Annotated in this window: 20 protein-coding genes; 3 read left to right on the top strand and 17 right to left on the bottom strand. The window is 38.0% G+C overall.

The genetic code is table 11. The annotated features are described in order from the left end of the window. Positions 1–255: 255 nt before the first annotated feature. A complete protein-coding gene (locus DCE79_RS08580; protein WP_108712646.1) occupies positions 256–1,305 on the top strand; it encodes a nucleoid-associated protein in 1,050 nt (349 codons plus the stop codon). Positions 1,306–1,358: 53 nt separating this feature from the next. Here the strand turns inward: DCE79_RS08580 and DCE79_RS08575 are convergent, their stop codons facing one another. The 5 genes from DCE79_RS08575 to DCE79_RS08555 form a co-directional block, all read right to left on the bottom strand. After that, on the bottom strand, positions 1,359–3,155 hold the full coding sequence (locus DCE79_RS08575; RefSeq protein WP_108712645.1) for a M3 family oligoendopeptidase: 1,797 nt from the start codon (positions 3,153–3,155) through the stop codon (positions 1,359–1,361). A gap of 179 nt (positions 3,156–3,334) precedes the next feature. After that, the gene (locus DCE79_RS08570; protein WP_108712644.1) at positions 3,335–3,964 is read right to left on the bottom strand and encodes a hypothetical protein; all 630 of its coding nucleotides are present in this window, start codon (positions 3,962–3,964) and stop codon (positions 3,335–3,337) included. A gap of 119 nt (positions 3,965–4,083) precedes the next feature. After that, positions 4,084–5,139: a ribosome small subunit-dependent GTPase A gene (gene rsgA / locus DCE79_RS08565; RefSeq protein WP_108712643.1), complete on the bottom strand. Its 1,056-nt coding sequence runs from the start codon at positions 5,137–5,139 to the stop codon at positions 4,084–4,086. Between the two features lie 358 nt (positions 5,140–5,497). Then, the gene (locus DCE79_RS08560; RefSeq protein ID WP_135841896.1) at positions 5,498–5,818 is read right to left on the bottom strand and encodes a hypothetical protein; all 321 of its coding nucleotides are present in this window, start codon (positions 5,816–5,818) and stop codon (positions 5,498–5,500) included. A gap of 292 nt (positions 5,819–6,110) precedes the next feature. Further along, positions 6,111–7,472, bottom strand: a complete 1,362-nt coding sequence (locus tag DCE79_RS08555; protein WP_108712641.1) for a TraB/GumN family protein — start codon at positions 7,470–7,472, stop codon at positions 6,111–6,113. Positions 7,473–7,728: 256 nt separating this feature from the next. Between DCE79_RS08555 and DCE79_RS08550 the strand changes: the two genes are divergently transcribed. Then, entirely contained in the window at positions 7,729–8,205 is a 477-nt protein-coding gene (locus DCE79_RS08550; RefSeq protein WP_108712640.1) for a YusW family protein, read from the top strand. Positions 8,206–8,299: 94 nt separating this feature from the next. On the opposite strand, the gene DCE79_RS08545 is transcribed toward DCE79_RS08550, so the two are convergent. From DCE79_RS08545 to DCE79_RS08530, 4 genes are all read right to left on the bottom strand, one after another. Further along, positions 8,300–10,147, bottom strand: a complete 1,848-nt coding sequence (locus DCE79_RS08545) for an S-layer homology domain-containing protein (protein WP_108712639.1) — start codon at positions 10,145–10,147, stop codon at positions 8,300–8,302. 178 nt (positions 10,148–10,325) lie between these two features. Beyond that, on the bottom strand, positions 10,326–12,140 hold the full coding sequence (locus DCE79_RS08540) for an ABC transporter substrate-binding protein (protein ID WP_108712638.1): 1,815 nt from the start codon (positions 12,138–12,140) through the stop codon (positions 10,326–10,328). A 24-nt stretch (positions 12,141–12,164) separates the two neighbouring features. Continuing rightward, entirely contained in the window at positions 12,165–13,661 is a 1,497-nt protein-coding gene (locus tag DCE79_RS08535) for an ABC transporter permease (protein ID WP_108712637.1), read from the bottom strand. 13 nt (positions 13,662–13,674) lie between these two features. Beyond that, on the bottom strand, positions 13,675–15,072 hold the full coding sequence (locus DCE79_RS08530; RefSeq protein ID WP_108714468.1) for an ABC transporter permease: 1,398 nt from the start codon (positions 15,070–15,072) through the stop codon (positions 13,675–13,677). Positions 15,073–15,242: 170 nt separating this feature from the next. Between DCE79_RS08530 and DCE79_RS08525 the strand changes: the two genes are divergently transcribed. Then, complete coding sequence (locus DCE79_RS08525) at positions 15,243–16,979, top strand: ABC transporter ATP-binding protein (protein ID WP_108712636.1); 1,737 nt, start codon at positions 15,243–15,245, stop codon at positions 16,977–16,979. Between the two features lie 58 nt (positions 16,980–17,037). Here DCE79_RS08525 and DCE79_RS08520 read toward each other — a convergent pair whose 3' ends face one another. The 8 genes from DCE79_RS08520 to ilvB all read right to left on the bottom strand — a co-directional run bounded on the left by DCE79_RS08520 (position 17,038) and on the right by ilvB (position 25,877). Beyond that, a complete protein-coding gene (locus DCE79_RS08520; RefSeq protein ID WP_108712635.1) occupies positions 17,038–17,613 on the bottom strand; it encodes an ABC transporter substrate-binding protein in 576 nt (191 codons plus the stop codon). A 127-nt stretch (positions 17,614–17,740) separates the two neighbouring features. Next, positions 17,741–18,331: a 3-isopropylmalate dehydratase small subunit gene (gene leuD / locus DCE79_RS08515; protein WP_108712634.1), complete on the bottom strand. Its 591-nt coding sequence runs from the start codon at positions 18,329–18,331 to the stop codon at positions 17,741–17,743. Between the two features lie 12 nt (positions 18,332–18,343). Then, a complete protein-coding gene (gene leuC / locus DCE79_RS08510; protein ID WP_108712633.1) occupies positions 18,344–19,753 on the bottom strand; it encodes a 3-isopropylmalate dehydratase large subunit in 1,410 nt (469 codons plus the stop codon). 29 nt (positions 19,754–19,782) lie between these two features. Next, complete coding sequence (gene leuB / locus DCE79_RS08505; RefSeq protein WP_108712632.1) at positions 19,783–20,883, bottom strand: 3-isopropylmalate dehydrogenase; 1,101 nt, start codon at positions 20,881–20,883, stop codon at positions 19,783–19,785. A 75-nt stretch (positions 20,884–20,958) separates the two neighbouring features. Beyond that, entirely contained in the window at positions 20,959–22,500 is a 1,542-nt protein-coding gene (locus DCE79_RS08500) for a 2-isopropylmalate synthase (RefSeq protein ID WP_108712631.1), read from the bottom strand. 1 nt (position 22,501) lies between these two features. Beyond that, positions 22,502–23,515 (bottom strand): ketol-acid reductoisomerase, encoded by a 1,014-nt coding sequence (gene ilvC / locus DCE79_RS08495; protein WP_108712630.1) that lies wholly within the window; start codon positions 23,513–23,515, stop codon positions 22,502–22,504. A 101-nt stretch (positions 23,516–23,616) separates the two neighbouring features. After that, positions 23,617–24,132, bottom strand: coding sequence for an acetolactate synthase small subunit (ilvN, locus tag DCE79_RS08490; protein WP_108712629.1), 516 nt, complete (start codon positions 24,130–24,132; stop codon positions 23,617–23,619). Continuing rightward, positions 24,129–25,877 carry a biosynthetic-type acetolactate synthase large subunit gene (ilvB, locus tag DCE79_RS08485; protein WP_108714467.1) on the bottom strand — a complete coding sequence of 583 codons (1,749 nt, stop codon included), beginning with the start codon at positions 25,875–25,877 and terminating at the stop codon, positions 24,129–24,131. The genes ilvN and ilvB overlap by 4 nt, the downstream gene beginning before the upstream one ends. Between the last annotated feature and the right edge of the window lie 122 nt (positions 25,878–25,999).

Here is a 25,999-nt window from a genome sequence, read left to right as displayed (position 1 = left end):
CCACTAATTTTCTCTAACTTAAGCAACATAGTCCCTACCTGCTACTATGTCCTTGCAGCCCTTTAGCTTGCGCCAGTGTGAATAAGTATCCTCAAAAACACTAGCAGAATGCCAACCCATTCATACCACTATCTAAAATAGCACTTATTTATAATAGCACATATGTTCATATTTGTAAAATCACGAGCCTATCGTGCAAAATTTTGCGTAGTCCGTTATACTAAAAAAATCGGAGTAAAAAGGAGCATAACTAATATGAACGAAGTAGAAACTACACTTTCCATCCAAATGAAGCGCATGGCGGTGACGTTACTTGATATGGAACAAAGCCGTTTCGTATCAGCCAGTCAAACGATGGATCTGTCCGCGCTAGAACAGAATGTATACAGTGAATTTTTCGAGCAATACATTGATGCCACATTTAATAGTCCAAAATCTGTAGCCTGTAAGTTTTTAGATCGCGACAATGATATTTTAACGAAAATGAATCGCTACGTTGAGTATCAAGATGACACCCATTTTCTATCGCTAACAAATGATTTATCAAATAAGCTTTATCAAATCATGCAAACGGTGTCGAATAGTAATGGCTCGGTTTTCGTTGCGCATATTGAGCTAATTGGCGAGCCGTACATTTTATTATTAAAGCTAGATCCAAAAGATGCAGTCCAAATTGATTTAGAAACACTGAACCTAAAAACAATTGAAAATATTTTACCTGATGCAACAAGTCGCGTACAAAAATGTGCGTTAATCCGTATGAATTATGATCCGTTAGAAGAAAATTTATATGTACTTGATAAGCAGTCAGATGGTGAGCCAGCCAAATTTTTCATGGAAACCTTCTTACAAGCTACACCGATTGCATCGGATAAGAAGAAAACAAAAATGCTGATGAAGGAATTGTATGAAACGATTCAGCCAACGATTGCAGAGGAGCAAGCGCCGCGCTTACAACGTGCAATTGATACGGAATTTGAAAATGGTCGCTATATTGAACTTGAAGCATCTGTAAATAATGTTTATCATGCTATTGCTCCAGAAGTGAACCGTGATGATTATGTAGAACAAGGTTCGAAACTATTCATTAGTGAATTTACGGACCGGAATCCTGATTTTACACCAAACTTTGAAGTAAAGCGTGATGATTTGCATGTGTTATACAAGTCAGCAAATAACGAAATCATCTTTAAATACGATAAACACCTAGAAAATATCGACGTTCAACACGATCAAGTAAACGGAACCTATACCATTACAATCCGTGATGCGGATACACTCGATTTTACGTTACGAAAAAAGTAGTAAAATGAAAGCATCCTTTCCACATAATTTGTAGAAAGGATGCTTTTTCTTATTTATTTAGATGTTAATGCGATAAATTCCTCAACGTCTTTCTCACAAAGGGCGATTCCTTTTAACCAGAAATCTTGTTTTGTAATATCTTCTCCTAAGTGTTTCATCGCTAAATCTTCTACTGTCATGACTGCCGTATCACGTAGTAATGCCATGTATTTCTCTTCGAAACCAAGACCTTCTTCTTTTGCTTTTGCATAAATGCTTAATGAGAATAGGTACCCGAATGTGTACGGGAAGTTGTAGAACGGTACACCTGTAATATAGAAATGCATTTTCGAAGCCCAGAAGTGTGGATGCGTTTCACCAAGTCCACCTGCATGTGCTTCTACTTGTGCTTGTTCCATAATTTCATTAATACGTTTAGTTGAGACAACACCATTTTTACGTTCTTCATAGAAGCGCGTTTCAAATAAATAACGTGCATGGATATTCATGAAGAATGCCACTGAACGCTGGATTTTATCTTCTAAAAGTGCGATTTTTTCTTGCTCGTTTGTCGCTTCTTCCACCGCTGCATCTGCTACAATCATTTCAGCAAATGTTGAAGCTGTTTCTGCCACGTTCATTGCGTAACGCGTGTTTAAAGGATGCACTGGACGTAAGGCATACGTATGGAAAGCGTGACCAAGTTCATGTGCTAATGTTGATACATTTGACATTGTTCCAGAATACGTCATGAAAATACGTGATTGCTGTGAAAGTGGCATACTTGTACAGAAACCACCAGGACGTTTGTTGTCACGGTCTTCTGCCTCAATCCAACCATCTTCAAAAGCTGTGCGTGCAAAGCTTTCCATTTCAGAACCGAAGCGACCAAAATGTTTTAAAATGAACTCAGCGCCTTGTTGGTAGTCCATTGTTGCTGTTGAATCCGTTACAGGTGCATCAAAATCGAACCAATCTAATTTATCTGTACCTAGCATTTTTGCTTTATGTGTTAAGTAGTCTGCGAAAGTGGCCTTACGTGAAGTAATCGCTCCCCACATTGCATCGATTGTTTCTTGCTTCATGCGGTTGATTTGAAGTGGCTCTTTTGTTACCGATTCCCAACCACGCTTTTTGTATACCGCTAAACGGAAGCCTGCTAAATGATTTAATGTTTTTGCGAAAAATTCCTCGCGCTCAGTAAACACTTTTTCTAATGCATCGAATGCCGCTTTACGTACCGTACGATCTTTATGTGAGCTTAAGTTATTTGCTTGGCCTACTGATAATAATTTCTTTTCACCATCTACTTCGACTTCCACTTTGATGTCGCCGATTAACATGCTGTACAGTTGCCCCCAAGAGCTATAACCATCAACACCTAATGCTGAAATCAATGCTTCTTCATCTTCTGATAAGGATTCTTTCGACTTTTCACGCCATTCTGTTAAAATGAACGCAAATTGAGCAAGCTCCTCTGTTTCAAGTAAAGCTTCAAATATCGCTTGATCGATTTGACCAATTTTTTGGTTGAAGCTTTCTAAAATCGGTGAAAAATTTGCCGCAATACCTGATAATTGACCTTGTAATAGTAACGCTTCACGGTCTGTCGTATCTTGAGCAGTTAAACAAGAAAGAACGGCACCAGCCTGCGATATATTCATCATTGTATCTTTGATGTTTTCTATAATACTTACTATATCACCTGCTACTTCAACAGAAATAGGCACCTGTAAATTCGTTACCTTTTCTTTTAACTCTTCAAATTTTGGCGTTAAATTTTGGATATGCTCCTTCAACTCGGGTGATGCACTGCCTCCTGGGAAAAAGACATCTAAATCCCAGACTTGTGGATATGTAGTATTTGTCATTGATATAGCCTCGCTTTCAAAATAATTGTACAATTTCTATTTTACTAAATTATTCAGATAAATGCTCGGAAATATTTCGGGAATTGAAATAAAATAACGAGCCCTCGTATTAGGAGGAACTCGTTTCATCAAGATTATAAAATTGGTGACAGTAATCGCGATCTTTAATTCGCGACACTTTATTGGTGTAAATTATGCTCTTTAATCGATTTGTTGAAGCCATGTATAAAGAGAAAACGTTGAATACCTTTAGTTCCTTCAATTGCTTTTTTAGAATACTTCTCAAAAGCAGCCTTATTGTTTTCTTTTAATGCAAGCTCTGCATCAATCGCTGCTTCCATCCAATCCGACTTTAATGAATAACTTTTTGCCTCAACTCGATTTCCTAAACTGGCAGCAATTAAAGCTTTGCCGTAAGGTCCATAGGGCGTTTTCATTAATTTATCGGCAAATTCATGCGCTCGTTCAAAATCTTCTAATCGGATGGCACGGTTCATTTCGTATGTGTTTTTCATCGTTGGCTGTTTATAATGTGCAATCACTTTATCCGATGCTTCAATTTCTTGTTCCATCGTACCTGATTCCACTACTAATAGAAAATTCATGAATGGATCTTTTTTGTTTTTAATGATGTACTTTTTCACTTTATTCATGTCAGTTGAAAAGAAGGCAATGTAATACATATGTAAAATCTTAGCGATTGCCAAGACAATAAAGACAATCAGTAGAATCCATAATGGAACGTCAAAAATACTACTAACTAATCCTGCAATAATTCCTAGAACTATTACATATAGCCAATTCACCATACTCAATTCCCCCTTTTTTACAATTATACTATATTGTACCAGTTGTTTCGATGAAATATGTTAATTCAAAATAAAGCAGGTGAGGAAATACTTCCTGACCTGCTTGAAAAGTTGTTATGTTATTTTTTACTGCTTTTTGAACTTTGTTTAAACTTTCGTTTTTCTGCTAGCAATGCATCAGTATTTGCCTTTTTCTCGATATATGCGAGTTCTTTTTGTAGTTTAAAATAGCTTCTTAAACGAGCTTCTTCGATTGTTCCCTCATCAATCGCAGTACGAATTGCACAATGTGGTTCTTTTTTATGTGTACAATCACGGAAACGGCAATTTTCAGCAAGCTCTTCAATATCAGAGAAACTTGCACTTAAGCTATCCCCTTGATCCCAAAGCTGTAATTCACGCATTCCAGGTGTATCGATTAAGCTAGCACCTGTGGGAAGTAAAACTAATTCACGATGCGTAGTCGTATGACGCCCTTTTGCATCTTCTTCACGAATCCCTGAAACTTTCATTTGTTCATTTTCGACTAACGCATTCGTCAATGTTGATTTACCAGCTCCTGATGATCCGAGCAGTGCTGCCGTCATGCCTTCTGACAACATTTCTCGTAACACTTCAACTCCTTCACCTGTTACCGCGCTTACAACGATTATTTCGACACCAAATGCAATTGATTCCACCTCTTGTACATAAGCATCGACGTCATCACAAAGATCTGCTTTTGTTAATACGATGACTGGTTTTGCACCTGAATCCCACGCTGCGATTAAATAACGCTCTAACCGACGTACATTAAAGTCCGCATTTAAACTCATTGCGAGGAATACGATGTCAACATTGGACGCAACGATTTGTTCGTCCATTTCTTGACCTGCCATTTTACGCGTAAATTTTGACTTTCGTTCAAATAGATGATGAATAATGGCGCGCTCTTCTCCTGGCATTTGTTCGACTAACACGAAGTCGCCAACTGCTGGATAGTCTTTTCGGCTATACGAATTGAAAGCAAAGTTTCCAGAAATACTCGCTAGCCACTCTCCCTGTTCTGTTATCACGCGGTAAGAATGCTTATGCTCTAAAATGACGCGTGCTGGAATTTTATTCGTTGTATTAATTGTTAATTCGTTTAATTGTGTTTCAAAATAAGTGTTAAAGCCTAATGTTTGTAAGTTCAATGAAAATGCCTCCTAATGGCTGTATGTTGGATGTATTGTGTATTTAAGGACACAAAAAACCTCGTGATTAGCAATTCAGCTTATCACGAGGTTCCATCCGCACAGTTAAGAAGCGTGTACAATTATAAATGTGTACACAAAAGGCGAGGTATCGATGACAAACCGAATTGCATTGTTACAAAATCATATACATTTGTCATAATCCAGCACCTTCTTTCTTTATTAATTGAGTTAACTATAGCAAAATATTGTATGTATTGTCAATAGAGTACAATATTATTTTTTGAAATTTATAAAAGTTCTATTAAACCTTGCACTTCTTAGTTTCTCTTGCTTGAAAACTACACGAATCCATTTTTCATTTCCCTCTGTACTCTTTCTCAAACTGAATACTTTGTTGCTTTAGCTTTTCTCCCTTTTCAAAAAGTAGGAACTCCTTGCTTTTTGTGAACTCAATTTGTTGTTGATCGCAAAGGTGTTCTAGGTAATCCATTAGTTTTGCCTCATATTTATAGAAATTCAAGCGGATAGTCGCTTTATTTTTCAACTTCATGCTAATGCCATATCTATTTTTTATGTGAATCCGTTGAATGTCGTGAAACGAAATCACTTTTTGTTTTTGAAGAGGTACTGCCATGAAAGTACGGCGATATGTGAGCTTTTTGTCGTCAATTGTCATGGTCAATTTGATTGTCATTATTAATAAGCTCAATAAAAATAGTATATTGCATAGCAAATAATAAGGTGTGATAAAATCGCCAATATATGCTTGAATGATTAAAAAGACATTATAAAATACGAAAATGAAGAGTTAGGACCAATTTGTTTTCGAATAAAATGTCATTAACTAAACCTCCAAATTACTTATAACTTATTATTCTACAAAAGATTCATTATCCCTTCCATTAAGGAAAAGCTTAAAGGAAAAATACGCGGTATCCCTTTTAAATAAAGGGAACCCGCGCTTATTTTTATTCGTAAAATGGTACTACATCATATCCACTTTGTTCTAAATGATAACGAATATTTTTATCGACTAAGAAATGCCCTGAGCCAACAACTAAGAAGTACGTCCCTGCTTGTTCCTCTAGCACAGAAACAATTGATTTTGCCATTTCTTCATCACGTTTGCCAAATAACATTTGATCAAACTCTGACTGTTCACCCTCGATTGCTACAAAGCTTTCTGTAAAGGTTTTAACATCGCCACGTTTCCAACTATCAAACCATGAACCAAGTAATGTAATTCCTTCATCTACTTCCGTTTCTTCATAAGGTGCTAAAATGCTATCCAATACTTCTTCTAAAGATTGTTCTTGTGATTCTGGTGAAAGTGCCTCAAACATATCTACTTGTGCCTTCATACCTTCTAGCTCATAAATTGGCTTTTGCTGCAGCATTGCACTTAGTAAAAACTGCATATCAATGCCATGCATCGCCATTTGTTCCCCAGTTAAACCAAAAGCATCATCCATTGTAAGAAGTGATAAATTGTTCGAAATTAGCCATGGCTTATGGTATTTTAATTCTTCCATAGATAAGCCTATTTCATCAGCTACTTTTTGAAGCTTCGCGTACGTTTCTTCACTAATTACGTCTTTTAATGTTTGGCTACCAGAGAACATAGCTTTCTCCATATAATAGTTCATGCCTTCTGGGTCTAACATATTTGCCTCAACGAACAAGCCATCTGATTCATCAAAAGCTTTTGTTAACTTTTTATGCATTGGATAAAGGTCAGGGATTCCTAAGTGTATTGAGCCCAATAAATAGATTTTCGTATCTTCATCTTCTACCACCCATGCAACACCTTTTGACCCTTCATCAACTTGTGCATATGTATCCTTAATTAAGCGAATCGCGAATAATACGGCTTGCTGAGTTGTTGCCTGCTGTTCTAGCTGTAGGCCTTTTTCTGAGCCACGTAATACTTGGTGTTCCTTCATATAAGCTACTGGATCTTTTCCCGCTTTAATATCATACTGGGCAACAATATTATATAAACGATTCACAATGTCTCCACGCGTATTGTCACCGGTTACTTGTATTGCTGAAAATTTTTCGTTTTTCTTTAATTTTAATTTGTCGATTTTTTGCTCCGTTAAGTCAATTAACGTATCTAGTCGTTCTTTTGAAATCGCCGATTGGAAATCTTCATAATACCAATCTAATGGAAATACACCAAACTTTTCCCCTTCATTTAATGCTTCAATTGCCCAGTTACTTACTTCCGGCATTGCTTGTTGTTCTGCATAAATTGCAGGTGCAACGGTTGTTAACATCAATGTTGTGCCAAGTGCTGTCGCTAAAGCCTGTTTCGTCATTTTATTCATACTTTGAGCCTCCACTTTAATAGTCGGAAAAATTTGTGAATATTTCCCATAAATTAATTATAGCATATAGAATTTTCTAAAATATGTATATTTAATTAATTTTTTCGGTTATTTATGCATCATTCGCAGTGAAAATCTTTTTAACTAAAAATTAAAATTAAAAGTGACCAACTTTTTACTGAAGGAATGTTAAACTATCTTTTCGATTAAAACCTCTGTAAATTGGGTACTTTAATTATAGAAAGGTGGTCTTTATATGAAAAAAACAGCTTTATTTTTAGCCATTAGTGCAAGTGTCTTTTTAGTCGCTTGTGGTGATAAAGAAGATGCAACGAATGTGCCTGATAATGCACCTGTGGAAGGATCGAACACTACAAATAACAATGTAGATAATACAACAAGTAATGCAGATGCTGCATTTAACTTTACACATTTTGATTTGGATGTGACCTATGCAAACAATAAATCATATGAAGTCAGCTATGAAAACGAAACAACTGGTGCGGAGGTAAAGATTGAGGATGATATAAACAATAAAAAAGAAACCGGCAATCAGGCGGTCGATACACTCGCTCCCATTTTCGGAAGTTTCACATTTGATGCGACAACTGCAAATGATGATGTCATAAATGAAGTTTTACAGAAATTCAATTTGGCTAATGATTATAAGGAATTCGAGCTAGAAATCAAATTTCCCGACGGTACGGAAAAAGAATACAAAAAGGTTCAGTAATTAACTAAATCTGTTCATCATTTCAATTTATTAAGTTTATATAGTTAAAAAACTCACTGAGAATGTTAGACCTTCTCAATGAGTTTTTTCAATTTTAAAGCATATTCGCCATTTGTAAAGTTGTATACAGTACTTTTGCCATTTGTGAACGAGTTAGTTTGTCGTTTGGATCAAAGTTTCCATTTGATTTACCACCAAAAATACCTAATTGGTAAGCAACTGCTACATGATAACGAGCATTTGCAGATACTTTTTGGAAATCTTTAAATGGTACTTTACTATAATTAGTATCTGGTAATGCTATTCCCGCTTGTTTTAACATACGAACTGCAATGACCGCAGCTTGCTGACGCGTTACAATTTGATCAGGATAATAGTATTTACCATTTTTATCATCTAAAATGTTCGCCTCGATTAATGCTTGAATAGATGCGCCATACCATTTTCCTTTCACATCAACATATGGTGAACTTTCTGTCGCTGATAGATTCATTGCACGAGCAATCATCGTTGCATACTGACCTACCGTTACTTGAGCATTCGGTTCAAAATAGTTTGATGACGTTCCTGATACAATATTACGTTTAGCTAACTGTTCAATAGCTACTCGGTTGCCATCTGTCCGAATGTCGTGGAACACCACGCTTTTTGTCGATACAACAAATTCAGCAGATTTCTTCGTTTTAATAGTGTATTTCGTACCACTTTTTTTATAGTTTGCCGCAACTTCATTGCCATTTTCATCTACACGTAGAATTGTAGCGTTTGAAGGAAGTCCTTTAAGTTCGATATCTACATAGTTTGAGAATTGTACATCTTCATTGTTCACCGTTGCCGTAAATACAATGGAATTTCCATCATATTCATCAATTGACATTGCAATGACAGAAGTATCCCGGTAATCCGGAATCGATGTACGCGAAACTTTTAATGTGATGTTTTTAGAAACAGTAATCGTCGTCGGTGTGTAACGCTTCATTTCAGAAAGGGGTACTAAAACCGCATATGAGTTTCCACTTTTCTTTATCGTAATATCATCAAACTCTTCGTCCTCATCTTCGCCATTATAATAATCATATTCTGGATCCCAACCTAAATGAGGATTTTTTAATACGGTTTCAAAATAAGTTAAATCTCTCGTATTCGTCACAAAATTTTGTTGATATACAGTTAAATTATTATATAATTCACGTGCATCTTGCACTTCCTTCGGTGACGAAATTGTTGATAGTTTTGAAATCACATTAATGACTTTTTGCGCTGCTGAACGGTTATATTCTAGTGAAAAATACAATTCATATTCCTTAACTTTTTCCGCAGCTTTGGAAGAAATCAAAGTGCGATAATTATATGGAAGTGCATTATAAGCTAGCATTGCAGCAGAGTATTGCACTTGATAGTCGGTATCCTTTACATTTAATGCCTCTAATTTGGCTTCAGCTGCACGCATATTTGCAATATTAGTTAAGTAAGTTTGTAATTGCGTAACTAAATACGTAGGAATAACAGACTTTTGCAATGACGATAAAGAATTGTAATAACGATTAGCTTCCTCTACGTTGCGAATAAATGAACGATCATTGATAGAAATTGCATTCATTTTATTCGAAAAATTTGTATTAATTGTTTGGTAATCTGTATATGTATTTAAATAATTAAATAACGTGTAGGTATTGCTTACTTGTGACTTTTGAATTGTCGTCAAATTTTCATAAGCATTTTTAGCCAATTGCACTTGGTAATTAAATGATGTGCTATATGGGTTTATTTGATTGATCAACGTTTCAACATAAGTTACTTCACTTGAATAATATGTATTTCCATTATAATAGCCAACTGCCCCACTGTTTTCTGCTGCATGCGTCTCTGTTGGTGGAACGAAAAGAACGGCTGCAGGAATCGCTGCTAATGCGAGCATCGTCGTAGATTTTTTGTAGTTCATCTAATCAACCTTTCAATATAAATTCGTAATTATCATCCATTTTACCATGAAAATAACTTTAATAGGTTTATAATCCATATTATTCAACAACAATCGATCAAAAGTAATGGTGAGTATTTAGGTCACTAAATATGAAAAAACCCAAGCAGACAATCTGCTTGGGTTTTCACTTTATTTACTATTTACTTTCATAATATGCGTTTAAGAATTCTTTTACTTTCCCGCTATCGGCTTCTAATTTTAAGCCAGTGTCAATTAAAGGCGAAACTGTTGATACCGCTGACTTTTTCTTACCTTGGTAGTAGCTGATGAATTCCGATTGGTTGATCGAGTAAAGAACAGCTTTACGTAAGTCTGCTGATTTTGATACATCACGGCTTGTTGTGTTGAATAGCAAGTAAGATACCGCGTTGCTATCAGCTGTTTTTAATTGTAAGTTGCTATCGCCTTCTACAACATCTGTTTTTGTTTCAGGCACTGATTGTAATACGTGGATTTCTCCGTTACGTAAGGCTGACAGTGCGCTGTCATTATCTGCGATGAAGCGAACGCTAATATTGTTGATTTTCGGTTCGTTTTCAGTACCCACTTGGTACGCTGGGTTTTTCACGAATGTTGCTTCGTAATCATTTTTCTTCACTAAAATGTATGGTCCTGATGCTGCTAAGTTGTTCGCATAAGTTGCACCTTCTGTCACAGTTGATTGGTCACCGTAAGAGATGTCTTTGTTTGGATCATAGCTTGCCACATCAAATGTGTTCACGGCAGAAACAGCTTCTTCAGAAACGATACCACCTGATTGATGCGCTAAATAATTTAATACTTGTGGGAATGCCGTTGGTGTTGTAATTTTCACTACTTGATACTTCCCTGCTGCGTTATCCACATCTTTTTCATCCGTTACTACTTGCGCAACTGCAGCTGGTAATTTATCCGACAATTCTTCTAATACCGATTTGCCGTCCGCTGTTTTCACAGACTCTAATGCCGTAATATCCGAAACGATTTCTACAGACTTAATGTTTTCATGAATCGAATACGTACGGTGGTCTGCTACAGCGTCTTTATCTTTCGCACGGTTTAATGTGAACACGACATCTTCTGCTGATACTAAATCACCTGTATCTACCGCTGCATCATTTTCTACTTTTGCAAAGTTAATATCGTCACGTAATACAAAATAGTATTCTTCGTTATTTTCAGAAATCGCATGATTATAAGATAATGAACCATCTGAAACCACTTCATCAGTATCTGATAAGTTCACTAAACGTACGTACATATTTGTATTTAATGTATTAATAGATCCGTCATTTGCTTTAACGGGATCAAGTGAAGTAAGTGAACCAAGTGCTTGGTGTAATACTAAAGTTTCCGAAGCATTTTTTGATGCATCATTAAATGTAATAGACTCCCACACTTGTGCACGTGATTTTGGTAGACGTACTGAATCTGGGTTAACCTCTGTTTTATAAATACCTTGGAACTTTTGTGAAATATAAAGTGGTGCCATGTATGCATTGTCGAATACTAACGCTTGCTCTAGCTCTTTATATTTTTCCTTTGCATCATCACCAGTTAACGTACTTGCTTCATCGATTAATTTATCAACTGTCGCGTCTGACGTACGGCTGTAATCGCCACCTGTTTTGAATAAACCACGAACGGCGTAGTCTGGGTTACCTGTTACTGTCGTCCAGCTAGAAATGGCGATATCAAAGTTACCTGCATCTTGTTGTGCTGTGAATGAACCGTAATCTGGTTGCATGTTTAATTTTACATCAAATCCGTTTTTCACTAGTTGGTCACGCACAATGTTCATGTCTTGCTCAGATGAAGACATCCCAAGTAGCTCGATGACTGGCTTTGTACCAGCAGTTTCCTCAGTATCAGTAGGGCTTTCTTTTACATCGGATTTCGTTTCGACACAGCCTGTTAATGCGATGGCCGCTACTGTTGCAGTTGATGCTAACGTAAAATATTTTTTGTTCATTTTCCATTCCTCCAAAAAGTTTAATTAATTTGATTTCGGGTCTAACGCATCGCGCAGTCCATCACCAAAAAAGTTGAACGATAAAACGAGCAGCATAATACATAGACCTGGGAAAATCGCTAAATAAGAATGAGATTCTAAATACGTGCTTCCAACTTTTAAAATATTGCCCCACTCTGGAATATGTGGCTCAATACCAAGACCAAGGAAGCTTAAACTACTTGTCGAAATGACTGCGCCACCTATTGTAAGTGTCGCTTTGACAATCATTGGTGCCATGGCATTTGGCACGATATGTTTGAAAATAATTGAGCTATCAGATGCGCCTAACGCACGTGCAGATTCAACAAATTCATAGTTTGATATTTGTAAGACATTCGCACGCATCGTACGTGCATAAGTCGGAATTGCTCCAACACTTAACGCAATAATTAAATTTGTTGTGTTTGCCCCAAATGCCGCTATAATCGCAATGGCCAGTAAAATACCAGGAATCGCATACAGAATATCAAGGGCACGCATAATGATGTTGTCCGTGGATTTCCCGTAATAACCCGAAATTGCTCCAAGTGCTCCACCAATAATGGCCGGAATAAATGTGGCACAAAAACCTACAATTAACGAAATTTGCGCACCGAATACAATTCGTGAAAATAAATCGCGACCAAAATTATCAGTCCCTAACGGATATTCAAGCGTCGGTGTTTGCAGGAGCACATTATAATTGTTTTCGACAGCGAAGTCATAGTCAAATGTCCATGAGCTTACGACCGATAAACTAAACATAAAGACGATGAAAAATAACCCAAATACTGCCATCGTATTACGCAAAATTTTGTTCCATGTCTTTTGCCATTTCTCTATAGCTGATGGATCACTGTTGCGCGCTTTTCGAATAAGCGTAATACCGAGTAATAAGGAGAAGAAATTTCCGGTTAATACCGGAAGCAACATCAAAATTCCAAGTGGTAACATCCATTTTGGCGCAAAGCTCACAGTCACATAGCGTGAAATTAAAAACGCTACGACTAAGTAAACAACCGCAAGTACGACAAATGCCCCCATTGCGAGTAAAAATGTATCCACTACATATGGCTTAAAAATATTCAGCCCTGAAATAAGAATAATGAAAACTTGTGTATTGAATGCATACACCGCAAATGTATATTCCGCTGTTTTATTTTTGGTTGCGAGCATAAAACCAAAGCCTGCCGCAAACACATTCCCAACGAAAATCGTTAAAATCAGTGGAATTCCAAGTAAACGCGTACGCTTTGTAATTTCATGGCTATTCGCTAAATCCTTTTTTATAAGAAGAGATGCGACCACCACGTAGATGGTTGTAATTAGATAAAGGACGAAAAACGCGAGTACGTAAGGTCGCCAAACCCCTTGTGTAAAATTAAAACTGTAAAGTAAAAACAACAATGAAAAAATCGCAGAAAAAGCAATGGTAAACTGTGCATTTACATATTCTTGTGTTATTTTCAAAAGCAGTTTTACATCTGATATGAATTTCACTTGTTACCCTCTCCTAAGACTTTTTCATTTTTGAACGAATGCGCGGATCAAAGAACGCGTATAAAATATCAATAATCATATTCACGATTGAAATCGTAATCGCAATATAAACAACTCCGCCTAAAATTGCCGGAATGTCCGGAATAAATTGTTTATCGACAATATAGCTACCAAGTCCGCTAATATTGAATACCTTCTCTATTACTGAGGCACCACCAAGCATCCCACCGAATAATAATCCAATGACTGTAATAATCGGAATCATCGCATTACGAATCGCATGCTTAGTAATGACCTTGCGACCGCTTAGTCCTTTTGCTTTTGCAGTAATAATGTAATCCTCATTAATTACTTCCAACATGCTCGAACGCGTCATACGTGCAATGGATGCAGTAAGCGTTGTTCCAAGCACTACAATTGGCAGAACAAGAGACATCCAATTGTTTGGATTATATGTGGCTGGGAACCATTTTAATTCTAATGAGAACGTTAAAATGAAAATTAACCCTTGCCAGAAGCTCGGAATGGAAAGCCCGATTAATGCAACGAACATAAATACGTAATCAACAAATGAATTTGGACGTACCGCAGAAATAATCCCTACTGGAATTGCAATTGCTACTGCCATTAATAAGGAGAACAGTGCGATTTCTAATGTCACTGGAAATTTATTTAATATACTTTGTGTCACATCTTCCTTCCCAGCAAACGATGTTCCTAAATCAAACGTAAATAGTCCGGATAAAGAATGCCACAATTGCACGAGGTACGGTTGATCTAAGCCATAGAGCGTGTTGAAATTCGCCACCTGATCGGGTGTTGCTTCAACCCCAAGTAAATTTCTCGCTGGATCAAATGGTGATATGTACAAAATCGTAAATACTAATGTTGCAACCCCTATTATCACGAATACACTTTGTATTAAGCGTTCGAAAATGAAGCGGACAAATGAATTACTCGTGACTAATAAAAGTAAGTACATTACTATACCAGGAATTAGACTCAAAATTAAAAATGTAGGATTTTTTAAACGTTGACTAAAGTAGTTTTTATATGTACTTTGTTCAATCCCATGTAAGGCCATCTGTTTTTCCACTTCGCGCTGCAATTTTTGCTCAGCGAGTTGCTGTGCTATTGTACGAACTTTTTGTTCATCTATTTCTTGATTGAAAAAAGTTAATTTCGTACGTTCTTGCTGTTCGTACTGTTGTTGCCATGTTGTAACAGTGCCATCATCAAGCAGGTTTTTCTTGATTGGTGCGGTAAATTCTTCATTTTTAGATTTGGATCCGCTAACATAATACATCGTTAACGTAACTATATGCACGAGTATCCCAAGTACTGTGTACGCGAACATATAACCTTTTTTCGAAGCATTTTTAACATAGCTTTCGTAAAACAAGTTTGATATTTTCACCTTAACAGCTCCTTTCTACTATTTTCCAGCGCTGCGTAATGATTGGCGTTCGAATAGTGTGAATGTTTATATTGTATAATCCCTACCTGTATAGTACAGTATGGATTAGCAATAACTTTTCGTCAATAACAAATATTCGAAATATTTTAAAGGGTGAGCAAATAATGAGTGAAAAACTACTAGCAGTGCAGGATTTACGCGTTTCATTTATTACGGGAGAAACGGAATTTGAAGCTGTTAAAGGTGTCAGCTTCCATGTAAATAAAGGGGAAACGGTTGGAATTGTTGGAGAATCAGGTAGTGGAAAAAGTGTAACCGCTCGTTCGATTATGCGTTTACTACCATCCCCTCCCTCATTTTTAAAATCTGGTACGATTGAATTTCAAGGGAAAAATTTGATTACCCAAACTGAAAAACAAATGGAAGGTATTCGAGGAAAAGATATTAGTATGATTTTCCAAGACCCTATGACATCAACCAATCCAACCATTCGAATCGGTGAACAAATTGCAGAAGGCTTAATTAAGCACCAGAGCTTATCAAAAAAAGAAGCCCATGCGAAAACGATTGAACTATTAAAGTCAGTCGGTATTAAAAATAGCGTAGAGCGTTACAATCAATATCCACATGAATTTAGTGGTGGAATGCGTCAGCGTGTCATGATTGCAATGGCGCTTGCTTGTAATCCCGAGCTACTAATCGCTGATGAACCAACGACCGCTTTAGACGTAACGATTCAAGCCCAAATTTTGTCGTTAATGAAGCAAATGCAAGAGCGTTTGGGTACATCGATTATTTTAATTACCCATGATTTAGGTGTCGTTGCTGGCATGTGTGACCGCGTCATTGTTATGAAAGAAGGCGAAGTTGTTGAAGAAGGTACAACGGAAGAAATTTTCGCAAATCCGCAGCACCCCTATACGCAGCGTCTACTCAATGCATTGCCGAAGCTTCATGAAAAGAAAGAACCTAAATTGGCCCCAAATGTTGATCCAGATGTCGATTTAAACATCCCATTAGTAGAAGTTAAAAATATATCAAAGCACTTTGAATTGAATAAAGGAAATGTGCTCAAGGCCGTCAATGATTTATCATTCCAAATTTATCCTGGTGAAACACTGGGTCTTGTAGGTGAATCAGGTTCAGGGAAATCTACCACAGGACGTACCCTTCTTCAATTACATGAACCAACTGATGGTGAAGTACTGTATAAAGGTGTACCTGTGACACGATTGACGAAAAATGAATTAAAAAGCATGCGACGTCATATGCAAATCATTTTCCAAGATCCCTATTCATCTTTAAACCCGCGGAAAAAGGTACTCGATATAATCGGTGAAGCACTTGATGTGCATAAATTAGTAAAATCGAGTGATGAGCGTCGCGCTCGCGTAGAGGAACTATTAGAACTTGTTGGCTTAAATAAAGAACACGCACTCCGTTATCCACATGAATTTAGTGGTGGGCAACGTCAGCGTATCGGTATAGCCCGCGCACTAGCGGTAGAGCCTAACTTTATTGTATGCGATGAGCCATTATCTGCGCTTGATGTGTCGATTCAAAAGCAGGTTGTAGATTTACTGAAGGACCTGCAGCAACGTCTTGGCCTGACGTATTTATTCATTGCGCATGATTTGTCGATGGTGAAGCATATTAGTGACCGAGTAGCGGTAATGTATGGTGGGAAAATTGTCGAACTTGCGGAAAGTGAAGAGCTCTACGCGAATCCACAGCATCCATATACGAAAATGCTGCTGAATTCCATCCCAATACCTGACCCTGCGATTGAAAAACAAAAGAAGCGTCAAGTGATGACTGAAGAAGAACTGATGGCGAACCGCTTTGATGTGGAGAATACGAAGTTAGTTGAAGTAAGTCCCGGACATTGGGTAGCTGTGTAATAAAAATAGCCATGCTCACATGATTTTTCATGTTTGTGCATGGCTATTTTTATTCAACTTATTTCGTTTGTTTTAAAAGATTGTAAGCATCAACGTTTATCGAATTCGTTGGACGAATACCTTCCATAATGTCCACAACATCTCGTAACAATGGTGTTAGATTTTCCTTAATAAATTCCATTCTCACTTTATCAGAAACTTCAACTTCAACGTTATCTATTCGTAAAAGCAGTTCATCGCACATTAGGTGTATTACTTCTTCTTCACGATATGTAGGTGTATCATTTAAAAATAATTTAGCACGTAAGTCTAAATATTTATACCAATAATCGCGTAAATTAAGCTCACTTTTAGACAAATAATCTTGACGTTTCTCATCATTTGGATCTGTAAGATTTGATAATGTTAAAAGTCTTTCCATTTTATATTCAATGGTAGATTGATTTTCCAATACTTGTAAATTTTGCGTCTCTTCTATTTTCTGTTGTTTTTTGTTTTTTGTGTAGTTGATATACCACTTCACACCAAAATAGAGCGCAATGGCTCCTACTATAAAATACCAATAACTCACAATAAAGCTAATGATAATCAAACCAATAATAAAAACGCCAAAACAACCCCATAAATTCTTCATCGCATACACTCCTACTATAAAACCTTCTATGCTAAATTATATCACCCTAAAAAAATGACAACAACTACACAAAAAAAGGAAAAAGCTTGTTACATAGGTAATTTCCCTTAGTAACAAGCTCCTCAATCTAATATGCAATACGATTTTTCTCGTACTCCGCGATTTGGTCGTCGTATTTAAATGTTAGCGATATTTCATCCCAGCCATTAAGTAGCATTTCTTTATAGTACGGATCCATCGAAAATTCATACGTTTTGCCATAGCTTGTTGTTACTGTCTGTGCTTCTAGGTTTACTTCGATCGCTTGCGCTTGTGCAAGTCCTTTTTCAAGTAGTTCATCACACTCGGCTTCTGTCAGCTTAATCGGTAAAATCCCGTTTTTAAAGCAGTTATTGTGGAAAATGTCTGCGAAAGACGGTGCAATGACAACGCGGAAGCCATAATCTAAAATAGCCCACGGTGCATGCTCACGTGAAGAACCACATCCAAAGTTATCTTGCGCAACTAAAATTTCAGCCCCGTTAAATTGCGGTTTGTTTAATACAAAATCTGTATTTGGATTGCCGTCTTTATCAAAACGCCAATGATAAAATACGAACTCGCCAAACCCAGTACGTTCAATACGTTTCAGGAATTCCTTTGAAATAATTTGGTCGGTATCGACATTTTTTCGATCAAGTGGCGCGTAAATGCTGTTGACGATATTTATCGGTTTCATACGTATCTCTCCTTATGCCTCTTGCTTTTGTAGTTGACGGACGTCTACGAATCGGCCATGAATTGCCGCTGCTGCTGCCATAGCTGGTGATACAAGGTGCGTACGAGCGCCTGCCCCTTGACGTCCTTCAAAGTTACGGTTTGATGTTGATGCACAACGCTCACCTGATGGAATGATGTCTTCGTTCATTCCTAAACAAGCCGAGCAACCCGATTCGCGCCATTCAAAGCCTGCATCAAGGAATACTTTATGAAGTCCTTCTTGTTCTGCTTGTGCTTTTGTTGACCAAGAGCCAGGTACAACAATGCCTCTCACGCCTTCTGCAATTTTTTGACCTTCGACAATTGCTGCAGCTGCACGTAAGTCATTAATACGAGAGTTCGTACATGAACCAATAAATACATGTTGGATTTCGATGTCGGTAATTTTTTGACCTGCTTGTAAATCCATATATTGAAGTGCTTGGTCTAACGCCGCTTTATCCGTTTCGTTGTCAAAATCAGCTGCAGTTGGCACTGTTTGTGATACACCAACACCCATTGCTGGATTTGTTCCCCAAGTTACAATTGGTTCAATATCAGCTGCATCGATTTCTAAAACCACATCATATGTGCAATCTGCATCTGATGCTAAGCTTAACCAATATTTTGCAGCCTCTTCGAACGTTTCGCCCTGTGGTGCATAACGACGGCCTCGTAAAAATTCAACCGTTTTTTCATCTGGTGAAATTAACCCTGCTTTCGCCCCAGCTTCGATGGACATGTTACAAATCGTCATGCGTTCTTCCATTGAAAGCTTGCGAATCGCATCTCCTGTATATTCCACAATATGACCAGTACCAACACCGATACCCCATTTTGCGATGATGGCTAAAATGATATCTTTTGCTGTAACACCTATACCCAGTTCACCATTCACACGGATTTCCATCGTTGGTGATTTTAATTGCCAGAGCGTTTGTGTTGATAATACATGTTCCACTTCTGAAGTTCCGATACCAAAGGCAATGGCACCGAATGCCCCGTGAGTTGCAGTATGAGAGTCCCCGCAAACAATCGTTTTACCAGGTTGAGTAAGTCCTAATTCTGGTCCGATGACATGGACAATCCCTTGATCTGGGTGACCGATATCAGCAAGCTCAATACCGAATTCTTTCGCGTTTTCAGCAAGCTTCATAATTTGCTTTTTCGCGATTGGATCGTTTATTGTTGGTAAGTTTTTAGTCGGTACATTGTGATCCATTGTTGCAAAGCAAAGATCTGTACGTCGCACTTTTCGTCCAGCTAAGCGTAGTCCCTCGAACGCTTGTGGGCTTGTAACTTCGTGTATTAAATGTAGGTCGATGTAAAGTAAATCTGGTTTACCATCTTCACGATGTACGACGTGTTGTTCCCACACTTTTTCGATTATATTTTTCCCCATAGTTTTCACCGTTCCTTACATTAAAGAAATTAGTTATACGAAATCATAATGCTTTCTGAAACAAAGCTTGCATCGATTTCATTTAATACTTTTTCTGTCCATTCATCTGTTGACAGCGTACGTTTATGTTCTTGCGCTAGATCTGCTGTGTAGTAACCGTCTTCAAATACGGCACTTACCGCGCGTTCGATTTCTGCTGCTTCTTCTTTTAAACCGAATGAATATTGGAGCATCATTGCCACCGAAAGGATCGTTGCTGCAGGATTTGCGACACCAAGCCCCGCAATTTCTGGTGCTGAACCATGCACTGGCTCATAAAGTCCGAAATTATCGCCACGAATGGATGCAGAAGGTAATACGCCAAGTGAACCTGTAATAACAGAGGCTTCATCACTTAAAATGTCACCGAATAGGTTTTCAGTAACGATTACATCATATTGTCCTGGGTTTGTAATTAATTTCATCGCTACTGAGTCCACTAAGTTATGTTCTGTTTCTACATCTGGGTACTGCTTTTTCTTTTCTTCAACGATTTCACGCCATAAACGTGATGTATCAAGTACGTTCGCTTTATCTACTGAGCATAGTTTACCTCGGCGAAGTCTTGCTAACTCAAATGCGTTGTCGACAATACGCTCAATTTCTTGACGTGAATACACACATGTATCAATAGCACCTGCATCTGTTTTTCTACGAGGTTCACCGAAGTATAGCCCTCCTGTTAATTCGCGGACGATCATTAAGTCTACATTTTCCGCAACTTCACGTTTTAATGGGGAAGAAGCAAGTAAACTTGGGAATGCTTTAACAGGACGTAAATTTGCAAATAAATCAAAGTGCTTTCGGATTTTTAATAACCCTTTTTCAGGTCGTAATTCTGGTGGATTGTTATCCCATTTAGGACCACCTACTGCACCTAATAAAATGGCATCACTTTGCTCGCAAAGTTCAATTGTTTCATCAGGTAGTGGATTGTTAAATTGATCAATCGCTGCACCACCAATTGTTGCATATTTTAAATGAAACGTATGATTAAATCGTTTCCCAATTACTTGTAGTACTTTAATGGCACTTGATACAACCTCTGGACCAATGCCGTCACCAGGTAGTACTGTAATTTTCTTTTCCATTTGAAAAACACCTTTCTTTCTACGTGAAATTACGTATTGTAGAAGCGCCACTAAATACTATGGCGCTCATTATTATTAACCGATTACTTGTTCTTCGCGTACTTGTTGTTGGATGAGTTGACGATTAATCGCATTTAAGTAGGCTTTCGCTGATGCTTCTAGTACATCTATGGCCGAATCACGACCTGTTGAAGTGTAGCCGTTGTATTTTAAATTAATGACTGCTTCCCCAAGTGCGTCGCGACCTTTTCCTACTGATTTCACGCGATAATCTAAAATGTTTACTTTTCCATTAACAAGTTGTTCTAACGTATTGAAAATCGCTTCCACTGAGCCTGAACCGGTAGCAGCTAATGTTTTTACATCTCCATCTGGTGTAATAACAGAAGCCGTCGCTGTTGGAATATTTTCTGTACCATATTGAACTTGTACGGATTTCAATTCGAATAATGCCACATCTTCAATTGAAACTTGTTGTTCGATTAAGATAGTTGTTAAATCATCTTCAGTGATTTCTTTTTTGCGATCTGCTAGCTTTTTAAACTCTGCAAACGCTTTGTTAAGTTTTTCATCTGATAAATGGAAGCCCATTGTTTCAGCACGATCTCTAAATGCTGCACGTCCCGAATGCTTACCTAACACTAACGCCACATCATCCTCACCAATTAATGCAGGTGAAATGATTTCATATGTTTCAGGATTTTTTAACACGCCATCTTGGTGAATACCTGATTCATGCGCAAATGCATTTTTGCCAACAACCGCTTTGTTCGGTTGAATGACTACGTTCGTTAAACGACTCACCATTTGCGATGTTCGTTTAATTTCTTTCAAGTTTAGGCCTGTTTCAACACCGTAAAAATCTTTACGAATGTGAAGAGCAACACCAATTTCCTCTAATGCAGCGTTTCCTGCACGTTCGCCAATTCCGTTAATCGTACATTCGACTTGGTCTGCACCATTTTGAATTGCTGCAATTGAGTTGGCTACTGCCATTCCTAAATCATCGTGACAATGCGCGGAAAATTTAACGTTTTCTGCACCGCGTACATTTTCTCGTAGGTAGCGGAATAACGCACCATACTCCTCTGGTGAAGCATAGCCTACTGTATCTGGAACATTCACAGTTGTTGCACCAACCGCAATAACTTCGCTAAGAATACGTACTAAAAATTCTTTATCTGAACGAAAGGCATCTTCTGCAGAAAATTCAACTAATGAAAATTTTTCTTTCGCATATTTGACCGCAGCTACAGCTTGTTCAACAATCTCATCTGGTGTTTTCTTTAGTTTATACTCCATATGAATAGGGCTTGTAGCTATAAACGTGTGTACATGTGGTTGTTCTGCATGTTTAATTGCTTCCCACACCGCATCAATATCACTTTTCACAGCACGAGCTAAGCCCGTTACGATCGAGTTTTTAACAGTTTTCGCGATTAGGGATACCGCTTCAAAGTCACCTGGAGATGAGGCAGGGAATCCCGCCTCAATAATTGTGACACCTAATCTTTCTAATTGCTTGGCGATTTCGATTTTCTCAGCAGTGTTTAAATTAATACCAGCTGATTGTTCCCCGTCGCGCAATGTTGTATCAAAGATATCAATTGTTCTCATCTTATTTCACTGTAACCTTTTGTTTACCTTGGTTGATGAATGGCATCATCGCACGTAATTTTGCGCCAACTTCTTCGATTTGGTGATTTGCACCCGCTTCTTTGAATTTTGTATATTCTGGGCGACCTGTTTCGTTTTCTTCGATCCAACGTTTCGCGAAAGTACCGTCTTGGATATCAGTTAATACTTCTTTCATACGTGCTTTTACTGAAGCATCGATGATACGTGGTCCTGATACATAATCTCCCCACTCCGCTGTATCTGAGATTGAGTAGCGCATTGTTGCCATACCGCCTTCGAACATTAGGTCAACGATTAATTTAAGCTCGTGTAATGTTTCGAAGTAAGCAAGCTCTGGTTGGTAGCCCGCTTCTACTAAAGTTTCAAAGCCTGCTTTTACAAGTTCTGTTGTACCACCGCAAAGTACCGCTTGCTCACCGAAAAGGTCAGTAACTGTTTCTTCAGCGAATGTCGTTTCAAGTAAACCACCGCGTGCTGAACCAATTCCTTTACCGTATGCAAGTGCAAGATCGCGTGCTTGGCCTGTTGCATCTTGGTGGATTGCGAAAAGGCCAGGTACGCCTGCACCTTCAGTGAATTGACGACGTACTAAGTGACCTGGACCTTTAGGGGCTACTAAGAATACGTCAACGTCAGCTGGTGGTTGGATTTGACCAAAGTGAATGTTAAAACCATGGGCAAACATTAACGCTTTACCAGCTGTTAAATGTGGTGCGATTTCTGCTTCGTAAACGGCTTTTTGACGTTCATCTGGAAGTAAGATTTGAATTACGTCTGCTTCTGCAGCTGCTTCTGCAACAGTTTTCACTTCAACGCCATCTTCTTTTGCAGCATCATATGATTTACCTGGGCGAATCCCTACTACTACATCAAAACCAGATTCCTTTAAGTTAAGTGCATGGGCATGGCCTTGAGAACCGTAACCAATAATCGCGATTTTTTTCCCCTTTAGTGCTTGCTCGTTAATTTCGTTTTCATAATACATTTTTGACATGTTCATTTCCTCCAATTAAGTTAAGTTTTTTTTTTTTTTGAAATTGGGCTTCTGATGACATCGTCCACCCAGCGTTTTTCATATCTACTAAAAGTCATTGCTTATTTTAAAATGGATAATTGTGGACCTTCGATTTTTTGTGCTTCACGAACTGAAGCAGTAGCGCCTGTTCGCGTTAATTCTTTAATGCCATATGGTCGAATTAATTCGATAAAGGCATCAATTTTCTCTGGATGACCAATAACCTCATAGGTCACAACGTTTTTCGAAGTATCTACCACTTGTGGACGGAACGGTTCAACAATGGCGTTCATTTCCATACGCAAATTTGGTGGTGATACGACCTTAATCAGTGCTAATTCACGAAGTACGATGGCTTTTTCCGTAATATCATTGACTTTTAAAACATCAATTTGTTTTGATAATTGCTTGATTAATTGCTCCGTTTTACTTTCGTCCTCAATATTTACGACAAAGGTCATTTTTGAAAAATTCGGTTGTTCCGTATGTCCAACTGTAATGGATTCAATATTAAATTGGCGTTTCATTAGTAAACCTGTTACGCGGTTTAGTACGCCACTTTGATTAATTACGGTTACTGTAATAACACGTTTCATGGTTTTTCCACTCCAATCATTTCATGTAGACCTTTACCAGGTGCGACCATCGGGAATACACTAACTAATTGCTTCACACGACAATCAATAACAACTGGCTCATCAGATAGAATGGCTTCTGCAAAAATCGATTCTGCTTCTGAAATATTGTTAATGCGATATCCTTTCACACCGTATGCATCCGCTAATTTCACAAAGTCTGGCTGGATTGGCATTAGTGATTGTGAATAACGTTCTTCATAGAATGTTTCTTGCCATTGGCGTACCATACCTAAGCAACTATTGTTTAAAATGACCACTTTTACTGGTAAGTTAAATTCTTTTAATAACGTCAACTCTTGGTTCGTCATTTGGAAGCCTGCATCCCCTACAAATGCGATGACCTTCTTATCTGGTCGTGCGAATTGTGCGCCTATCGCGGCTGGGAACCCGAAGCCCATTGTTCCTAGACCGCCAGATGTTACCCAACCATGATCGTTATTCAAATGGTAGTATTGCGCTGCCCACATTTGATGCTGTCCTACATCTGTTGTTACGATAGCATCACCATTTGTTAATTTATGAACAATTTCAACGGCTTGTTGCGGTAATACTTCTTCAGTGTCCGCTTCATACCACAAAGGATACTTATCACGGCTTTCATTTAAGTACGTTACCCATTCAGAAATATCGGGAGTTTGGAAATCCTTTTTCAGAAATGCATACAATGCTTCTTTCGCGTCCGCTACGATTGGAATATCAGTCGGGACATTTTTTCCAATTTCAGCTGGATCAATATCGATATGAACGATTTTTGCATTTGGAGCAAATGATTTTAAATTGCCTGTTAAGCGGTCATCAAAGCGTGCACCGATATTAATTAGTAAGTCACACTGCGTAATGGCATTATTTGCAGTCGCATAGCCATGCATCCCTGCCATTCCGAAGAACTGCTCATGCTGTCCATGAATACTTCCTAGTCCAAGTAATGTATTCACAACTGGCAATTTATATTTTTCAATAAATTCAGTTAATTGTTCGCGTGCATCGGCAAATAAAACACCAGCTCCAGCAAGTACGAGTGGTTTTGTCGCTACCGACAATGCTTGAATTGCCTTCTGAATCTGTAAGTAGTTTGGTTTTGTCGTCGGCTGATACCCAGGTAAATAAATATTATCTGGTGTTTTAATTTCATCACCGAAAACTGATTGCGATACGTTTTTCGGGAAGTCAATAACAACTGGTCCTTTACGTCCAGTATTGGCGATATGAAATGCTTCTTTTATGATGCGCGGAATATCTGCCACATCTTGGACCTGGTAGTTGTGCTTTGTAATTGGTGTTGTAATTCCCATAATATCAGCTTCTTGGAACGCGTCTGTTCCAATTACCGATGTTGCAACCTGCCCCGTGAAGATAACTAATGGAATCGAATCAATCATGGCATCCGCAATCCCTGTAACAAGGTTCGTAGCGCCTGGACCTGACGTTGCAATAACGACACCTGGTTTATTCATAACACGTGCATAACCCTCTGCAGCATGAATCGCGCCCTGTTCGTGTCGTGTTAAAATATGGCGAATGGGGTTACGGTATAGTGCATCATAAATTTGTAAAACCGCACCACCTGGATAACCGAAAATAATATCAACACCTTGATCATGTAGTGATTGAACTAAAATATCTGCACCATCTCTTGGTTTTTGAACGGGTTGTTCTTCTACTTGGATTTCAATCTCTTGATTGGTTGAAGCATTTGCACTCATTTTGAATTCTCCTTCCTTATTTGAAAATATATGTGTAACATCATCGATATTTTGACCAAAAGAAAAAGCCTTTTCTCCGCACGCAAAAGGAAGCCGATTGCGTAGGGATGAAAAAGACTTTT

Source organism: Lysinibacillus sp. 2017 (genome assembly GCF_003073375.1).
Classification (GTDB): domain Bacteria; phylum Bacillota; class Bacilli; order Bacillales_A; family Planococcaceae; genus Solibacillus.
The sequence above is the reverse complement of the archived record's forward strand: the minus strand, read 5'-3'. Positions and strand labels throughout refer to the sequence as shown.

What these genes read in the sequence shown, in the direction of transcription:
- DCE79_RS08560 (WP_135841896.1), bottom strand. Translation starts at nt 5,818, where the DNA reads ATGACAATTGACGACAAAAAGCTCACATATCGCCGTACTTTCATGGCA.
- leuB (WP_108712632.1), bottom strand. Translation starts at nt 20,883, where the DNA reads ATGGAAAAGAAAATTACAGTACTACCTGGTGACGGCATTGGTCCAGAG.
- leuD (WP_108712634.1), bottom strand. Translation starts at nt 18,331, where the DNA reads ATGAAACCGATAAATATCGTCAACAGCATTTACGCGCCACTTGATCGA.
- DCE79_RS08500 (WP_108712631.1), bottom strand. Translation starts at nt 22,500, where the DNA reads ATGAGAACAATTGATATCTTTGATACAACATTGCGCGACGGGGAACAA.
- DCE79_RS08520 (WP_108712635.1), bottom strand. Translation starts at nt 17,613, where the DNA reads ATGAAGAATTTATGGGGTTGTTTTGGCGTTTTTATTATTGGTTTGATT.
- DCE79_RS08545 (WP_108712639.1), bottom strand. Translation starts at nt 10,147, where the DNA reads ATGAACTACAAAAAATCTACGACGATGCTCGCATTAGCAGCGATTCCT.
- DCE79_RS08550 (WP_108712640.1), top strand. Translation starts at nt 7,729, where the DNA reads ATGAAAAAAACAGCTTTATTTTTAGCCATTAGTGCAAGTGTCTTTTTA.
- DCE79_RS08525 (WP_108712636.1), top strand. Translation starts at nt 15,243, where the DNA reads ATGAGTGAAAAACTACTAGCAGTGCAGGATTTACGCGTTTCATTTATT.
- ilvC (WP_108712630.1), bottom strand. Translation starts at nt 23,515, where the DNA reads ATGTCAAAAATGTATTATGAAAACGAAATTAACGAGCAAGCACTAAAG.
- DCE79_RS08580 (WP_108712646.1), top strand. Translation starts at nt 256, where the DNA reads ATGAACGAAGTAGAAACTACACTTTCCATCCAAATGAAGCGCATGGCG.
- ilvN (WP_108712629.1), bottom strand. Translation starts at nt 24,132, where the DNA reads ATGAAACGTGTTATTACAGTAACCGTAATTAATCAAAGTGGCGTACTA.
- leuC (WP_108712633.1), bottom strand. Translation starts at nt 19,753, where the DNA reads ATGGGGAAAAATATAATCGAAAAAGTGTGGGAACAACACGTCGTACAT.
- DCE79_RS08555 (WP_108712641.1), bottom strand. Translation starts at nt 7,472, where the DNA reads ATGAATAAAATGACGAAACAGGCTTTAGCGACAGCACTTGGCACAACA.
- DCE79_RS08575 (WP_108712645.1), bottom strand. Translation starts at nt 3,155, where the DNA reads ATGACAAATACTACATATCCACAAGTCTGGGATTTAGATGTCTTTTTC.
- DCE79_RS08540 (WP_108712638.1), bottom strand. Translation starts at nt 12,140, where the DNA reads ATGAACAAAAAATATTTTACGTTAGCATCAACTGCAACAGTAGCGGCC.
- DCE79_RS08570 (WP_108712644.1), bottom strand. Translation starts at nt 3,964, where the DNA reads ATGGTGAATTGGCTATATGTAATAGTTCTAGGAATTATTGCAGGATTA.
- ilvB (WP_108714467.1), bottom strand. Translation starts at nt 25,877, where the DNA reads ATGAGTGCAAATGCTTCAACCAATCAAGAGATTGAAATCCAAGTAGAA.